14 protein-coding genes and 1 pseudogene are annotated in these 14,176 nt (G+C 58.6%); 13 read left to right on the top strand and 2 right to left on the bottom strand.

The window, feature by feature from the left end; translation table 11 throughout:
* The first annotated feature begins 14 nt into the window (after positions 1 to 14).
* The 12 genes and pseudogenes from rpsD to KQ661_RS06800 all read left to right on the top strand — a co-directional run bounded on the left by rpsD (position 15) and on the right by KQ661_RS06800 (position 8,478).
* Positions 15 to 620: a 30S ribosomal protein S4 gene (gene rpsD, locus KQ661_RS06740; protein WP_168672166.1), complete on the top strand. Its 606-nt coding sequence runs from the start codon at positions 15 to 17 to the stop codon at positions 618 to 620.
* A gap of 90 nt (positions 621 to 710) precedes the next feature.
* Positions 711 to 1,700 (top strand): DNA-directed RNA polymerase subunit alpha, encoded by a 990-nt coding sequence (locus tag KQ661_RS06745; RefSeq protein ID WP_168672165.1) that lies wholly within the window; start codon positions 711 to 713, stop codon positions 1,698 to 1,700.
* Between the two features lie 186 nt (positions 1,701 to 1,886).
* Positions 1,887 to 2,489: a 50S ribosomal protein L17 gene (gene rplQ / locus KQ661_RS06750; protein ID WP_216679915.1), complete on the top strand. Its 603-nt coding sequence runs from the start codon at positions 1,887 to 1,889 to the stop codon at positions 2,487 to 2,489.
* Positions 2,490 to 2,732: 243 nt separating this feature from the next.
* Positions 2,733 to 4,004: a phosphopyruvate hydratase gene (gene eno, locus KQ661_RS06755; RefSeq protein WP_168672163.1), complete on the top strand. Its 1,272-nt coding sequence runs from the start codon at positions 2,733 to 2,735 to the stop codon at positions 4,002 to 4,004.
* A 75-nt stretch (positions 4,005 to 4,079) separates the two neighbouring features.
* Positions 4,080 to 4,397, top strand: a complete 318-nt coding sequence (locus tag KQ661_RS06760; RefSeq protein ID WP_216679916.1) for an FtsB family cell division protein — start codon at positions 4,080 to 4,082, stop codon at positions 4,395 to 4,397.
* Between the two features lie 110 nt (positions 4,398 to 4,507).
* A complete protein-coding gene (locus KQ661_RS06765; RefSeq protein ID WP_216685967.1) occupies positions 4,508 to 4,741 on the top strand; it encodes a hypothetical protein in 234 nt (77 codons plus the stop codon).
* Complete coding sequence (locus tag KQ661_RS06770) at positions 4,695 to 4,937, top strand: CUB domain-containing protein (protein ID WP_216685968.1); 243 nt, start codon at positions 4,695 to 4,697, stop codon at positions 4,935 to 4,937. Before KQ661_RS06765 ends, KQ661_RS06770 begins: the two co-directional genes overlap by 47 nt.
* Complete coding sequence (locus KQ661_RS22505; RefSeq protein WP_216685969.1) at positions 4,915 to 5,490, top strand: CARDB domain-containing protein; 576 nt, start codon at positions 4,915 to 4,917, stop codon at positions 5,488 to 5,490. Before KQ661_RS06770 ends, KQ661_RS22505 begins: the two co-directional genes overlap by 23 nt.
* Positions 5,483 to 5,791, top strand: coding sequence for a CARDB domain-containing protein (locus KQ661_RS22510; protein WP_216685970.1), 309 nt, complete (start codon positions 5,483 to 5,485; stop codon positions 5,789 to 5,791). Before KQ661_RS22505 ends, KQ661_RS22510 begins: the two co-directional genes overlap by 8 nt.
* Complete coding sequence (locus KQ661_RS06785; RefSeq protein WP_216679920.1) at positions 5,788 to 6,189, top strand: CARDB domain-containing protein; 402 nt, start codon at positions 5,788 to 5,790, stop codon at positions 6,187 to 6,189. Before KQ661_RS22510 ends, KQ661_RS06785 begins: the two co-directional genes overlap by 4 nt.
* Positions 6,190 to 6,271: 82 nt before the next feature.
* Positions 6,272 to 7,894, top strand: a pseudogene (locus tag KQ661_RS22005) (CARDB domain-containing protein).
* Positions 7,895 to 7,977: 83 nt separating this feature from the next.
* Positions 7,978 to 8,478 (top strand): hypothetical protein, encoded by a 501-nt coding sequence (locus KQ661_RS06800; protein ID WP_216685973.1) that lies wholly within the window; start codon positions 7,978 to 7,980, stop codon positions 8,476 to 8,478.
* Between the two features lie 47 nt (positions 8,479 to 8,525).
* Here the strand turns inward: KQ661_RS06800 and KQ661_RS06805 are convergent, their stop codons facing one another.
* Positions 8,526 to 9,698, bottom strand: a complete 1,173-nt coding sequence (locus KQ661_RS06805; RefSeq protein WP_226930025.1) for an anhydro-N-acetylmuramic acid kinase — start codon at positions 9,696 to 9,698, stop codon at positions 8,526 to 8,528.
* Between the two features lie 71 nt (positions 9,699 to 9,769).
* Positions 9,770 to 11,641 carry a Fe-S protein assembly chaperone HscA gene (gene hscA / locus KQ661_RS06810; protein WP_216685974.1) on the bottom strand — a complete coding sequence of 624 codons (1,872 nt, stop codon included), beginning with the start codon at positions 11,639 to 11,641 and terminating at the stop codon, positions 9,770 to 9,772.
* A 330-nt stretch (positions 11,642 to 11,971) separates the two neighbouring features.
* On the opposite strand from hscA, the gene KQ661_RS06815 reads away from it, so the two are divergent.
* Positions 11,972 to 14,143, top strand: coding sequence for a DUF4331 family protein (locus tag KQ661_RS06815; RefSeq protein WP_216685975.1), 2,172 nt, complete (start codon positions 11,972 to 11,974; stop codon positions 14,141 to 14,143).
* Positions 14,144 to 14,176: the final 33 nt, after the last annotated feature.

Below are 14,176 nucleotides of genomic sequence, written 5' to 3' on the forward strand. Positions count from 1 at the left end.
GAAATTAGATTACAATGGCACGTTATACCGGCCCAACCTCAAAAATTGCCCGTCGCTTCAACGAGGCGATTTTCGGCCCGAGCAAAGCGCTCAACAAAAAAGCCTATCCTCCGGGCCAGCACGGCCGTGGCCGTCGCAAGAAGCAGTCGGAGTATGCGGTCCAGCTGATGGAGAAGCAGAAGGTGAAGTACATGTACGGCATGTTGGAGAAGCAATTCGAAAACCTGTTCCACAAAGCAGCAGCGCTTCCCGGCATCACCGGCGATAACCTGCTCGCGCTGTTGGAAGCCCGTCTGGACAACGCCGTGTACCGTTTGGGCATTGCCTCGACGCGTCGCGCTGCCCGCCAGCTCGTTGGTCACAAGCACATCACCGTAAACGGTGAAGTGGTGAACATCCCTTCGTACCACCTCCGTCCCGGCGACATTGTTGCCGTTCGGGAGAAGTCGAAGTCGTTGGAAGCCATCACCACGAGCCTTTCGGTTCGCAACTCGCGCCAGTTCTCCTGGCTGGAGTGGGACGGCAAGGAGTTGGCTGGCAAGTTCATCAACGCCCCCGCCCGTGAGTTGATTCCGGAGAAAATCACCGAGCAGCTCATCGTCGAACTGTATTCGAAGTAAATAGCGCTACTGGTAGCGGCCCGGCAATTTGTCGGGCCGCTCTTGTGCTTATACTTCACCCAATTTTTTTACATTTTTTACGCCCCACATATGTCAATCTTAGCTTTTCAGATGCCGGAGAAAGTGGTGATGGAGAAATCCGACGACTTCACCGGGACGTTTGAATTTAAGCCGCTCGAGAAGGGCTACGGCGTCACCATTGGCAATGCGCTGCGTCGCATTCTGTTGTCGTCGCTGGAGGGTTTCGCCATCACGTCGGTGCGCACCAACAGCGTGCTGCACGAGTTTTCGACCATCGAAGGGGTGATTGAGGACATGTCCGAAATCATCCTGAACTTGAAGATGGTCCGCTTCAAGAAAGTGAGCGATGCCATCTCGGATAAAATTACGGTGCGCGTGAAAGGCCAGGATTCCTTTTCGGGCGCTGATATTGCCAAGTTCGCCAGCGGCTTTGAAGTACTGAACCCTGACCACGTGATTGCTCACCTGGACCCCAGCACCGAGCTGGAGTTTGAGTTGACGATTGCCCGTGGCCGTGGCTACGTGCCCGCCGACGAGAACAAGCCGGCTGACCAGGTTTTCGGTCAGATTGCCATCGATGCTATCTACACGCCTATTAAGAACGTGAAGTACAGCATTGAGAACACCCGCGTGGAGCAGAAGACCGACTATGAGAAGCTCGTTATCGAGATTCAGACCGACGGTTCGATTCACCCGGAGGAGGCACTGAAAGGTGCGGCCAATATTCTCATTCAGCACTTTATGTTGTTCTCGGACAACACGATGACCCTTGAGGGTCCTCGTGTAACGGAGGACGAGCCGATTGATGAGGAAACCATGCAGATGCGCAAGATGCTCAAGACTCCTTTGGAGGACATGGAGCTCAGCGTACGCGCCAAGAACTGCCTCAAGGCTGCCGACATCAAGACGATGGGCGAACTGGTGCAGCTCGAAATCGCCGACATGATGAAATTCCGCAACTTTGGCAAGAAGAGCCTGACCGAGCTGGAAAACCTCGTTGAAGAACGTGGTTTGGAGTTTGGGATGGACCTGGGCAAGTATCGCCTGGAGGAAGACTAGGTTTTATAGTGTGGAGATGTGATAATGTGGAAATGTGAGCTTCGTGCTCAGCCCACAACTTTCACATCTCCACATTTTTTATTTTCACATTTTATCCACAGTGTGCCCAAGGGGCAGCGGTTCTAATGAGGCCTTTTTGGCCCGCCGTGGTCGCCGCCCGCAAGCACACACTTTTTCAAACGTCCAATGCGACACGGAAGAAAGATTAACCATTTGGGCCGGACTACCGCCCACCGTCACGCCATGTTGTCGAACATGTCGTCTTCGCTCATCCTGTACAAGCGCGTTACCACGACGGTAGCTAAGGCCAAGGCCCTGCGCAAGTACATCGAGCCGCTGCTGACCAAGTCTAAAGACGATACGACGCACTCGCGTCGCATGGTGTTCGCTGCGTTGCAGGACAAGGAGTCGATTAAGGAGTTGTTTGGTAATATTTCGGGCAAAATTGCTAACCGTCCCGGTGGCTATACCCGCATTCTGAAGCTGAGCGATACCCGTTTGGGTGACAACGCCGAGATGTGCATCATCGAGCTGGTGGACTTCAACGAAACGTTGATGGACGCTAAGACGGCTGCTGCTGAAAAGGCTACTGCTACGACCCGTCGTTCGCGCAGCCGTGGTGGTAAGAAAGCTGCTGGCGACGACGCTACTTCGGCTACCGAAGTAACCGGCGAAGCTGTAGCTCCTGCCGCTGTAGTTGAGCACTCGGCTCCGGCTGACACTGCTACTGAAACCGTTAAGGATGGCGAGAGCCGCGAAGAGGCTAAGGCTGACGAAGCTGGTGCTTAATTCGTAGCAATTGCTATAAAGTGAAAAGGGACGCTCCGTAAGGGCGTCCCTTTTTTTGTGCGAAATTTTGCCGTGGCCAGACTAAACCCTACGGCTTGTCGGGGCTGATTCAATCGTTAGCACAGGCAAGGGATGACGCGTTTGCGAAGGCTTTGATATGCTCTTTTACCGGGTGAATTGTGCTTATGCCGGCTGATTCGCGTACGTTTGCAGCATATTTAACTGTTAACAAAACGACTTGCTATGAGCTTCATCTCGCAAATTCACGCTCGCCAGATTTTTGATTCCCGCGGTAATCCGACGGTAGAAGTTGATGTTACGCTCGACTCGGGCGTGGTAGGCCGCGCCGCCGTTCCTTCGGGTGCCAGCACCGGCAAACATGAGGCGGTGGAAATGCGCGACAACGATAAGTCGATGTACATGGGCAAAGGCGTGCTGAAAGCCGTGGAGAACGTGAATTCGCGCATTGCGGAGGAACTGGTGGGCTTCTCGGTGTATGAGCAAGCCTTGCTCGATAAAATAATGATTGAGCTGGACGGCACGCCTAATAAAGCTAACCTGGGGGCTAATGCCATTCTGGGCGTGAGCCTGGCTGCTGCCCGTGCTGCGGCGCAGGATGCGGGCATGCCGCTATACCGCTACATCGGTGGGGTAGGGGCTTCGACGCTGCCGGTGCCGATGATGAACATCCTGAACGGCGGCTCGCACGCCGACAACTCGATTGACTTCCAGGAGTTCATGATTATGCCCACGGGCGCTTCGTCGTTCTCGGAAGCATTGCGCTGGGGTACGGAGATTTTCCACCACCTGAAAGACGTGCTGAAAAAGCAGGGCTTTAGCACCAACGTGGGTGACGAGGGCGGCTTTGCGCCGAACATCAAATCGAACGAGGACGCTATTAAAATTGTGTTGCAGGCCATTGAAACGGCTGGCTACCGCCCCGGCGAGGACGTGTTCATTGCCATGGATGCGGCCGTGTCGGAATTCTACGAGGATGGTGTGTACCACTTCAAGAAGAGCACCGGCGACAAGCTGACTTCGAGCCAGATGGTGGACTACTGGGCTGACTGGGTTAAGAAATACCCCATCATCAGCTTGGAAGATGGCATGGATGAGGATGACTGGAGCGGCTGGAAGAGCCTGACGGAGCGCGTGGGCAAGCAGACCCAGCTGGTGGGCGACGACCTGTTCGTGACCAATGTGGACCGCCTGCAGCGCGGCATCGACGAGAATATTGCCAATGCCATTCTCATCAAGGTGAACCAGATTGGCACGCTGACGGAAACCATCGCCGCCGTGAACCTGGGCCGTCGCAATGGCTACAAGAGCATCATGAGCCATCGCTCGGGTGAGACGGAGGACAGCACAATTGCCGATTTGGCCGTGGCGCTGAATACCGGCCAGATTAAGACGGGCTCGGCTTCGCGCTCGGACCGGATGGCGAAGTACAACCAGTTGCTCCGCATTGAGGAGGAACTTGGTGAGGTGGCGTACTTCCCTGGCAAGAAGATGTAAGTAATCACCTAGTTAGGATACCAAACGGCCAATTTCGCATTAGCGGAATTGGTCGTTTGTATTACCTTTATAGCGATGAATCTACCTTCCTTCATTAGCCCGATACTTCGGGTAGTGCGCAGCTTCTATTTTCTGACCGGCGTGGGCTTTTTAGTCTGGATGCTGGTGTTCGATGCCAACGACGTGGGCAAGCAGTTCGACATCTACCAGAAATGGACGGAGTTGCGCAATGAGAAGCAATACTACCTCGACAACATTGAGGTGGTGAAAAAAGACCGGGCCGAACTGATGAGCTCGCCAGCATTGCTGGAAAAATTTGCGCGGGAGAAATACCTGATGAAACGCCCCGGTGAGGACGTATTCGTGTTGGTGCCCCAAAGCGATAATCAATAACGGGAAACGCAGGAAGTGTAGTGATATGGCAATATTGTTGCGTAAAATCTGTGTCCCTATGAATTGCTGGAATTTCTACTAATTCTCCTTTTATTTTTAATCCTTTCCACATGAAGCAACCCTACGACGCGATTCCCCGGAAACCTGTGCGCTGGTGCGTATTGGTGGCCGCGCTGCTCTGGAGCCAGCTGGCGAATGCGCAGACCTACCTTTTGCCGGTTTCGGGCATTACCACTGTAACGACCTGCGCGGGTACGCTCTACGACGATGGCGGGGCGGCGGGGCCTTATTCGGCCAATGCGTTGGGGGGGGGCTACGATGGTGCCCGCCACGGCCGGCAATAAAATCCGGCTGCAATTCAGCCAGTTCAACATTGACCCTTACTACGATGTGGTGCGGATTTATTACGGCAGCTCGACTTCGGCCCCGCTCATTGGGGAGTACACCAACTACAACCTGCCCCCGGCTTCGGTATATGCCACCAACGCCACGGGCAGCCTGACGGTCGTACTCCAAAGTGAACTACCTGAGCGGCATTGAAGCAGTTACTTCGTGCGTGACGACGATGCCGCTGGCCGATTTGGCCGTGCAGGGGGCGTCGGTTAGTCCGCTGAGCACGGTGGCCGGCAACACGGTGTCGCTGAGCTGCTCCATCTATAACATTGGGGCGGGCGTGGCTACCAGCAGCAACGTAGGGTATTATTTCTCGACTGATGCTATACTGGATGCCAGCGACGTGCTGCTGGGCAATTCGACGGGCTACGCGCTGAATCCGGGCTTGTCGAGCAGCCGTTACGCTTCGGTTACCATTCCGGCTACGACTGCCCCGGGCAGCTATTACATCCTGTTTGCTGGCGACTACCTGAACCAGGTGAGTGAGAGCAACGAAAATAATAATGTGGCTTCGGTGAACGTGACAGTGGTAGCGCCCAGCATTGACCTGACCATTCTGCAGCCTTCGGTGACGCCAACGACTACGGCCGTGGGTACGCCGATATCCATGAGCTGCTCCATTCTGAACACGGGCAATGCCGTGGCACCCAGTAGCAGCGTGGGCTTCTACATCTCGACGAACAATACGCTGGATGCTTAATGACATCCTGCTGACTTCGCAATACAGTGGGCCGCTCACGACGACGTATTTGTCGTCGCGCTACGGCACGGCGGCCATTCCGACGGGCCTGACGCCCGGGACGTACTACATTTTGTTTGTGGCGGATTATCAGGGCCAGGTAGCGGAGACGAATGAGAACAACAACGTTGCTTCTGTGGTAATTACGGTGGCCCCTCCCGGCGTGGATTTGATAGTGCAGCAGCCCTCGCTCTACTACAGCTCGACCGTGCCGGGTGGTACGGTGCAGGCCTCGGCATCGGTATTTACCAAGGCAACGTGACTGCTACGAGCAGCACGCTGGGCTTTTACCTTTCAACCAATACTACGCTGGATGTCAGCGACGTGTTGCTGTCGACCGTGACGGGCGGTGCATTGGCTGCCAACTTGTCGTCGTACCGCTCGGCTAACCTGACGGTGCCAGTAGGTACGGCGGCGGGTAGTTACTACGTGCTGTTCGTGGCCGACCCGGCCAACGCCGTGACGGAAACCAACGAGACCAACAACGTAAGCAGCCTGGCCCTGACGGTAATTGCGCCGACGGTGGACCTGTCGGTGACTTATCCATATGTATCGCCGACTACGGTGGCGGCAGGGGCCAGCGCCAATGCTTCGTGCTACCTCAACAACCTGGGCAATGCGGTAGCCAGCCCGGCTAAGTGCTTGTTCCAAATTAAATAGTTGATGCATTTGGCATAACTAACTGATAGCAAACAAGAAAGAGAAAGGCTATCAGCTAAAAGCTAATGGTTCTGCACTTAACATTGGCTTTTATTTGTCGACTGACAACGTGTTCAGCGCGAACGATGTGCTGGTGGGCAGCCAGCCGAATACCACGCTGTACGGCGGTGGCTATCTGAGCATCTACTCGAATATTACGGTGCCGACCGGCACGGCTACGGGCACGTACTACGTGCTGTTTGTGGCCGACCCGGCCAACCTGGTGGCCGAAACCAACAAGAACAACAACGTGGCCAGCACCACCATTCAGGTAGTGGCTCCGGGCATCGACCTGCAGATTTCGCAGGTGTTCATGAACCTCACGTCGGTGGCCCCGGGCACTTCGGTTGGGGTGACGTTCTACATCTATAATTCGGGCAACACCGCCTCGCCGAGCAGCAACGTGGGCTACTACCTGTCGAGCAACACCACCTTGGATGCCAACGATGTGCTGATGAGCACCACCACCGGCGGCTAGCTGGGGGCCAACCAGTCGTCGACCTCGTATAGCAGCGTAACCGTTCCCACGGGTACTGCCGCCGGCAACTACTACCTGCTGGCCGTAGCCGACCCCACGAACGTGGTGAGTGAAACCAACGAAAATAACAACGTGGGCTATTACCAGTTTACGGTGACAGGTCCCTTCACGGGCATTATCGTGCCTTACAGCGGCAGCAATACCGTGACCACCTGCAACACGACGGTGTATGACCACGGTGGATTTGGCAACTACTCGGACAATGCCAACGGTACGCTGACCATTAACCCCGGCACGGCCAACAGCCGCATCCAGCTTTCGTTCAACTCATTTGTGGTGGAAGGCTGCTGCGACCGATTAATGATTTACGATGGCCCGAATGCCCAGTCGCCGCTGCTGGCCACGCTCACGGCCATGCCGTCGCTGCCCATCATGGCTACCAACTCGACCGGTGTCCTAACGCTGGTGTTCACGAGCGATGGCAGCGTGACGTACGCGGGCTTTGATGCCGCCGTGACCTGCGTAACCGCTCCCGTGGTGCTGCCCGACCTACTGCTGACGCAGATTGGCGCTTCGCCTTCGTCGGTACCCGCCGGGGGCAACCTCTCGCTGAGTGCCACAGTGGCCAACCAGGGCGGCGGCTCGGCGGCCAACTCGGCCGTGGGGTACTACCTCTCCACCAACCAGACGCTGGATGCCAGCGACATTCTGCTGGGCAGCAGCGCCGGCACTTCCCTGGCGGTCAGCGCGAGCGCCACCCACCAGCTGGTGGCCGCAGTGCCGGCCAGCGTGACGCCCGGGGCGTACTACGTGCTATTTATGGCCGACCCGCTGAACGTGGTGGCTGAATCGAACGAAACTAACAACCTGGCATCGCTGGCCGTGACGGTAACCACCGGCCTGGCTGCCCGCGAGCAAACGGCTGGCTACAGCGTGGCCGTGGCACCCAATCCCGTGGCCAATGGCAATGCCCTGCGCGTGCAAATGACCGGAGTGGGCGCTACCTGCACGGCTTCGGTGGACCTGTTCAATGCCCTGGGGCAGCGCGTGAGCTCGCAGCAGCTGCAGTTGGGTACCGGCCGTGCCAATCAGGCTGAGATTTCGATGCGTGGCCTGGCTACTGGGGTGTATGTGCTGCACCTCACCGGCCCAAACCTGAACGTGACCCGGCGCGTGGTAATCGAATAACCTGCACAAGCGAACCGGCCTCACCCGTGGGCCGCCGCCCCCGCTTATTTTTGGCCATGCAAGCACCCCCAACCCCTAACCGAATGCAGTGGCTTCCCGCCGCCAGCGCAGGCTTGCTGCTGCTGAGTCTCACGGCCGTGGGAATGGGCCGCAGTGGCTTGAAAGGCATGCAGCATAACGCACGGCGGCCCAGCCAGAGCCAGGCAGCGGGCCAGTTCCTGCGGGCAGTATTGCGCGCCAATTATTCGGGGGCTTATGGCCGGTTGGCACCGGAAGTGCGGCAGGGGATTAGCCTGCCGAGGTTTGTTGCTGCTGCCTGGCCACTCTGGAAAAGCGGCCAGCGGCCCGGTCGCGGCACGGCCATCGAACTATACAAGCTGGGAATGCGGCTGGGCGATAAGGGCAGCTCGCGGCTGTTCTACAGCTTTTCCTTCGCGGCTGATTCGAGCCTGCGAATCCCATCGGAGTTGCTGGAAGTTACGTTTCGGGACACGGCCAGCCGGGCAGTGCTGGGCTTTAGCCTGCGCCCCAACGGCGTAGCGGTGCCAAACAAGCCAACCGGCACAAAACCGCACGGCCGGTAGCAGCTGGTGATTCAGGCTCTGCGCGGGCGTTTGCTAATCTAAGCAGTTTATGGCAGGCATATTTTGCCCAGGCTGATGTCGGGGTTGCCCGCAATGGTTTCGTTAGCCAGCACGGCGAATAGCACGGCTTCTTTGGCATCGGCGGGGATGCCCAGTGCGTCGATGGGTGCAATGCGGACGGCGGGCAGGTGCCGTTGCAGGGCCTGAAGCAGCGCGCTATTGTGGCTGCCGCCGCCGCTTACGTAGCAGGTCGCGTCGGGCTGTTCGGTGGCCGGGAAGCACTGGTGAACGGCAGTGGCTACGCCGGTAGCCGTTAGCTCGACCAGGGTGGCCAACACATCGGCGGGTGGGAGGGAGGAAGTACCGGTTGTAATCTGCGCCTCGTGCAGGTAGGCGGGGGCAAACAGCTCGGGGCCGGTGGTTTTGGGCAGTGGCGCGGCGAAGAACGGATGGTTCAGCAGCTCCCGCAGCAGGGCTGCATGAACGGTGCCACTGGCCGCAATGGCACCGTTCTCATCGTACTCGCGGCCCGGGAAATGCTGCCGCGTCACGGCATCGAGCAGGGTATTGCCGGGGCCGGTGTCGGTGGTGAGGGGCAGGCCGGCGGCGGGCTGGGCCGGCAGGTAGGTGAAGTTGGCAATGCCGCCCAGGTTGAGCAGCAGGCGGTTTTCGGTGGGCGAAGCAAATAACAGCTGGTCGGCGTAGCCGGCCAGCGGGGCACCCTCAAAGCCGTGGGCTACGTGTTTTTGCCGGAAATCGGCCACGGTGCTGATGCCGGTGAGCGCCGCCAGGTGGTCGCCATCGCCGATTTGCAGCGTGGCATGGTATGGAAATTCAGCATGCTGATGCTGATGGTGCGGGGCGTGCCAGATGGTTTGGCCGTGGCTGGCAATGAGGTCGACCTCGGCCACCGCCACCTGCCACGATTGCAGGCAGACCAGCACCATTTCCGCGTGTTGCCGAGCCACCTCAGCGTTTAGGATGGCCACGTCCTGCAACGCCACCGTGGGCTGCGAGATGGCCCGCAGCCGCTGCCGGAATTCCGCAGAATAGGGCAGGGTGGTAAAATGCTCCAGTGTGGTCTGTAGCCCCGCACCATGGCCTTCGCAGTGGCACAGGGCCACGTCCAGCCCATCGAGCGAAGTGCCCGACATGAGGCCGATGATGCGGCGGCTGGGCTGCTGCGCCACGGCGACAAGACGAGCGAGGTAGGGATTCACGGGTAGGCCTTTGAGAATTTTGCGAGAGTATAAAAAGCAGTTTGTGTCCCGTTGTGCCGATTGGCCGGGGGCTAACCGATTTTCTTGCCCGCCATGGCTTGCTGAATGGAAATGTTCATCACGCGCTCGGCATAGGGGCGGGTCAGCTCATCGAGCTCGTCCATGGTTTTCAGAATGGGGTCGCGCTCAGTGCTGGCCAGCGCGGCTTGCACGATGGCTACCTGGGCTGCGGTGGCAGTCAGCTCAGTTTCGGTGAGGTGCTGGCGGTTTTTGCGGGTGAAATTACTCACCTGGTACAACAGCTGCTCGGCGGCGGTGCGGGCTTCGATGAGCAAGCGCGCGGCTACATCGTCCTTGGCATTCACCAGCGAATCCATCAGCATCTGCTCCACTTGCTCATCGGTGAGGCCGTACTGGGGCTTTATTTCCACCTGCTGGCGCGTGTTGGAGCGCAGCTCGATGGCTTCCACTTGCAGGATGCCATCGGCGTTCAGCAGGAAGTTCACATCGACCTTGGGCAGGCCGGCGGGCATGGCCGGGATGCCAGTGAGGATGAATTCGCCCAGCTTGCGGTTCTGGCTCACGAGGTCGCGCTCGCCTTGGTACACGGCGATTTTCAGGTTCACCTGCCCATCCACGCTGGTGGTGTACTGGCGGCCGGCCTTGGTTGGGATTTTCGAGTTGCGCGGGATAATTGGGTCCAGCAGGCCGCCCAGCGTTTCGATGCCCAGCGTGAGCGGCGTCACATCGAGCAGCAGCACGTCGCGCCGGTTGCCGGCCAAAATATCGGCCTGAATGGCTGCGCCCAGGGCCACCACCTCATCCGGATTCAGCGAGTTATTAGCCGGCTGTCCGAAGAACTCCGAAACCGCGTCGTACACCAGCGGCACGCGGGTGGAGCCGCCTACCAGCAGTACGGCATCCAGTTTGGTTTCGAGCTTAGCATCGGCCAGGGCCTGGCGGCAGGCGGCAATGGTGCGGTCCACCAGCGGGCGAATCAGCGCATCGAATTGCGTGCGGGTAAGCGTAACGGGGATGTTGCGGCCGGCCTCATCGGTGAGGTGGGTCGTAAAATCGTCGTGCTGGCTGAGGTATTTCTTGGCTATCTCGGCGGCCAGGCGCAGCTGCTGCTGCAGGTGCGGGTTGGTGTGGAAGGTATCCGAAAGGCCGAAGGTGGCCGTCCAATGGTCCACCACGGCGCGGTCGAGGTCGTCGCCCCCGAGGTAGGTGTCGCCGTTGGTGCTCAGTACCTCAAAAATGCCCTGCTGAATGCGCAGAATGCTGATATCGAAGGTGCCGCCGCCGAGGTCGTACACGGCCACGGTTTTCTCCTCGTCGGGGTCGAGGCCGATGCCGTAGGCCAGGGCCGCCGCCGTAGGCTCGTTCACGATGCGCAGCACTTCGAGGCCGGCCAGACGGCCCGCATCACGCGTGGCCTGGCGCTGCGAGTCGTTGAAATAAGCCGGCACGGTGATAACGGCGCGGTTTACCGGGGTTTTGAGGGCGTGCTCGGCGCGGGCCCGCAGCTCCCGCAGGATATCCGCCGAAAGCTCAATAGGGGAGAAGAACCGGTCATCGACCCGGATTTTTACCAAGCCTTCGGAATTATCGTCGATAACCTTGTAGCCGAGCTGGCTGGCGTGCTGGCCCAGGTCGCGGTAGCTTTTGCCCAGCAGGCGCTTCACGGAGTAGATGGTGCGCTGCGGGTCGGTGAGGAGGTACTCACGCGCCGCAGCCCCGATGATGGGGTCGGCCCCATCGGCGGGAAAATGTACCACCGATGGCACAATGGTGCCCCGGCCCAAATCATTGATGGCGGCGGGCTGGCGGCTTTCGGGGTGCACGTAGGCCACAAGGCTATTGGTGGTGCCCAGGTCGATGCCGACAATGATTTCTTCCTGCTGAAAGCTGCCGGTGGCCAGATTGATTGATACTGTAGCCATATAAACGAGGGGCTACCACTACCGGTAACCCGAAAAATGAAAATAAAAGGTGCCAAAAAGCGCGTTGCAAAAGTACGGGGTAAAGCCCGCCCTCCTGTGGGATGGTAAAGGGCCTCAAAGCATATGAACAGGACTTGCCAAAATCTTATTGAACTATTATTAGAAAAATCAAAACCGAAGTTGCGAGTCTGAACGTAGAGAAAGAACAGCTGTGTAGTCAAGCTCGAAAAGGCCACATGACATAAGGTTTTGATGGTTGTACAGTCTAGCTTACAATTCATTTCAGGTTTCCTTACACCACACCTCCAACCCATTTCCCAAAAGTTTTTTATGAAAAATTTACTTACTCGTCCTCTGTTCCAGGCTGCTCTGCTCGCAACCGCGGCAGGAGGTGTGGTGGCCCTAAGCAGCCAGCACAACACGCTGGAGGCCTCCAGCCACCGCGAAGCTCCGCTCATCGCCGACGACCCGTTGGCTGATAACACCGACCTGTACGCCTTCCGTAGCCCCGACTCGCCTAACAACGACGGTGCCGCCAGCGTAACCATCATTGCCAACTACATTCCGTTGGAGCTGCCCCAGGGCGGACCTAACTACAACACCTTCGGCGAGAACATCCGCTACGAAATTCACGTGAAAAACAACTCGGCTACGGCCGGCGACGACATCACGTACCGTTTCACGTTCACCCGTGCCAACCAGGACCCCACCACGTTCTTCAATATCCGTCTGGGTATGCAGAACCTGAAGACTACTTACATCGTCGAAAAAAGCGTAGGTGGTGGTGCTTTCACCAACGTAACCGTGGGTACAGGCATCGTACCTCCCCCCAACGTCGGCCCGCGCTCCATCAATGGTGCTGCTGGCTTGAATCAGGCGGCCACGTATGCTACGTTGATGAACAACGCCATCATGACGCTGCCGGACGGTACCAAAATCTTCTGCGGTGCCACCGACGACCCGTTCTTTGCTGACCTGGGCGGCATCTTCGACCTGGGCGGCATTCGTGCCCCCGGCGCAGCCCGCGATGGCCTCGCTCGCAAGAACACCCACGCCATTGCGCTGCAAATTCCGGTAACGGTGCTGGCCAAGACGGGCACTGCTGCCCTGACCAGCGCAACCAACATTCTCGATTCCAACTACATCATCGGTGTGTGGGCTTCGGCCAGCCGTCCGGCTACCCGGGTACTTTCGGCCACGGGTGCTGCGTCTACCGTATCGGGCAACTATGTGCAGGTATCGCGCATCGGCATGCCTTTGCTGAACGAAGTAATCAACCCCATCGGAGCTAAGGATGCCTGGAACGCGGGCACTCCTTACGCCGAGGTTGCCGCTACGGACGAATACCTGTCGAACCCGGAGCTGGGCCTGTACATGGCCGATAACACGCCTTCGGCTACGACGGCTCCCAAGCCGGCTGGCCAGACTTACTACGGGGAGGCGGTACCGGGCCTCGGCCCGCTGCGTATTCAGAGCAAGTCGCTGGCCGGCACCGCCGGTCTGCCCCCTGCTGGTTTCGACTTCCGCAACGGTGCTGCCGGCCTGAGCGGCCTGGCTGGCCAGGCTGTCCTGAACGGCACGGCGCTGGCCACTACTGGTCCTGCTCCTTATGGCGCGTACCTGCTACGTGCCGGCAAGCCGCGCTCGGTCGATATCCTGCCGATTTTCCATACTGGTGTACCCAATTACCCTCCTTATCAGCTGGCAACCGGCAAAAACGGTAACCCGCTGGCCGCTGGCAAGCCCTTCATCAACAACTTCCTGTTGGTGGGTGGCTCGGCAAGCAACCCCGGTGGCGACATGCTGCGCCTGAACATGGCCGTACCGCCTACGGCTCGTAACTCGGCTAACTTCAGCTCGGAAGGCCTGCTGGCCGCCGCTGTACTGGGCCTGACGAACACGACCTACAACGGCAGCACGGCCGTGCAGAACATCCCCAACATGGACGGCTTCCCGAACGGTCGTCGCCTCGAGGATGACGTGACCCGCATCGAGCTGCAAGCCGTGGGTGGTGTGGTACTGGCCGCCATCGGCCTGTGGTACGACGACTACGCTGCTGGCTCCGCTAACCCCGTTACCCCACAGTTGGGCAACGTGCTGACCTTCAACGCTGGCGTAACTGCCAACGATACGACGTTCAAAGCTGCGTTCCCGTACTCGCAGACGCCCTGGAGCGGCACCAATGCTCAGCGCATAGCTCTGGCTCAGCGTGCTTCGGGCCTCGGCCTGTCGCCTAATCTGACCGTGGCTCAGGCCTACCCCAACCCCTTCGCCGACCGCACCACGCTGCGCTTTGAGCTGCCTACCAAAGGCACGATGAGCATTGTTATCAGCGACGTGGCTGGCCGCAAGGTGGCTACTATTGCCAAGGACAAATCCTTCGGCGCAGGTGCCAACGAGTTGGTATGGACGCCGGGCCGCGATGTGGCTCCCGGCCAGTACATCGCGACGCTGTACAACGGTAGCACCGTGGTACAATCGGTACGCATCGAGCGCCAGTAATCGGCACTAGAAGCTAATTGAAAAGAGCCGTCG

Source organism: Hymenobacter siberiensis, assembly GCF_018967845.1.
GTDB classification, from domain to species: domain Bacteria; phylum Bacteroidota; class Bacteroidia; order Cytophagales; family Hymenobacteraceae; genus Hymenobacter; species Hymenobacter siberiensis.

Coding starts and splice junctions, on each gene's coding strand:
- rpsD (WP_168672166.1), top strand. CDS start 15: ATGGCACGTTATACCGGCCCAACCTCAAAAATTGCCCGTCGCTTCAAC.
- KQ661_RS06745 (WP_168672165.1), top strand. CDS start 711: ATGTCAATCTTAGCTTTTCAGATGCCGGAGAAAGTGGTGATGGAGAAA.
- rplQ (WP_216679915.1), top strand. CDS start 1,887: ATGCGACACGGAAGAAAGATTAACCATTTGGGCCGGACTACCGCCCAC.
- eno (WP_168672163.1), top strand. CDS start 2,733: ATGAGCTTCATCTCGCAAATTCACGCTCGCCAGATTTTTGATTCCCGC.
- KQ661_RS06760 (WP_216679916.1), top strand. CDS start 4,080: ATGAATCTACCTTCCTTCATTAGCCCGATACTTCGGGTAGTGCGCAGC.
- KQ661_RS06765 (WP_216685967.1), top strand. CDS start 4,508: ATGAAGCAACCCTACGACGCGATTCCCCGGAAACCTGTGCGCTGGTGC.
- KQ661_RS06770 (WP_216685968.1), top strand. CDS start 4,695: ATGCGTTGGGGGGGGGCTACGATGGTGCCCGCCACGGCCGGCAATAAA.
- KQ661_RS22510 (WP_216685970.1), top strand. CDS start 5,483: ATGCTTAATGACATCCTGCTGACTTCGCAATACAGTGGGCCGCTCACG.
- KQ661_RS06800 (WP_216685973.1), top strand. CDS start 7,978: ATGCAGTGGCTTCCCGCCGCCAGCGCAGGCTTGCTGCTGCTGAGTCTC.
- hscA (WP_216685974.1), bottom strand. CDS start 11,641: ATGGCTACAGTATCAATCAATCTGGCCACCGGCAGCTTTCAGCAGGAA.
- KQ661_RS06815 (WP_216685975.1), top strand. CDS start 11,972: ATGAAAAATTTACTTACTCGTCCTCTGTTCCAGGCTGCTCTGCTCGCA.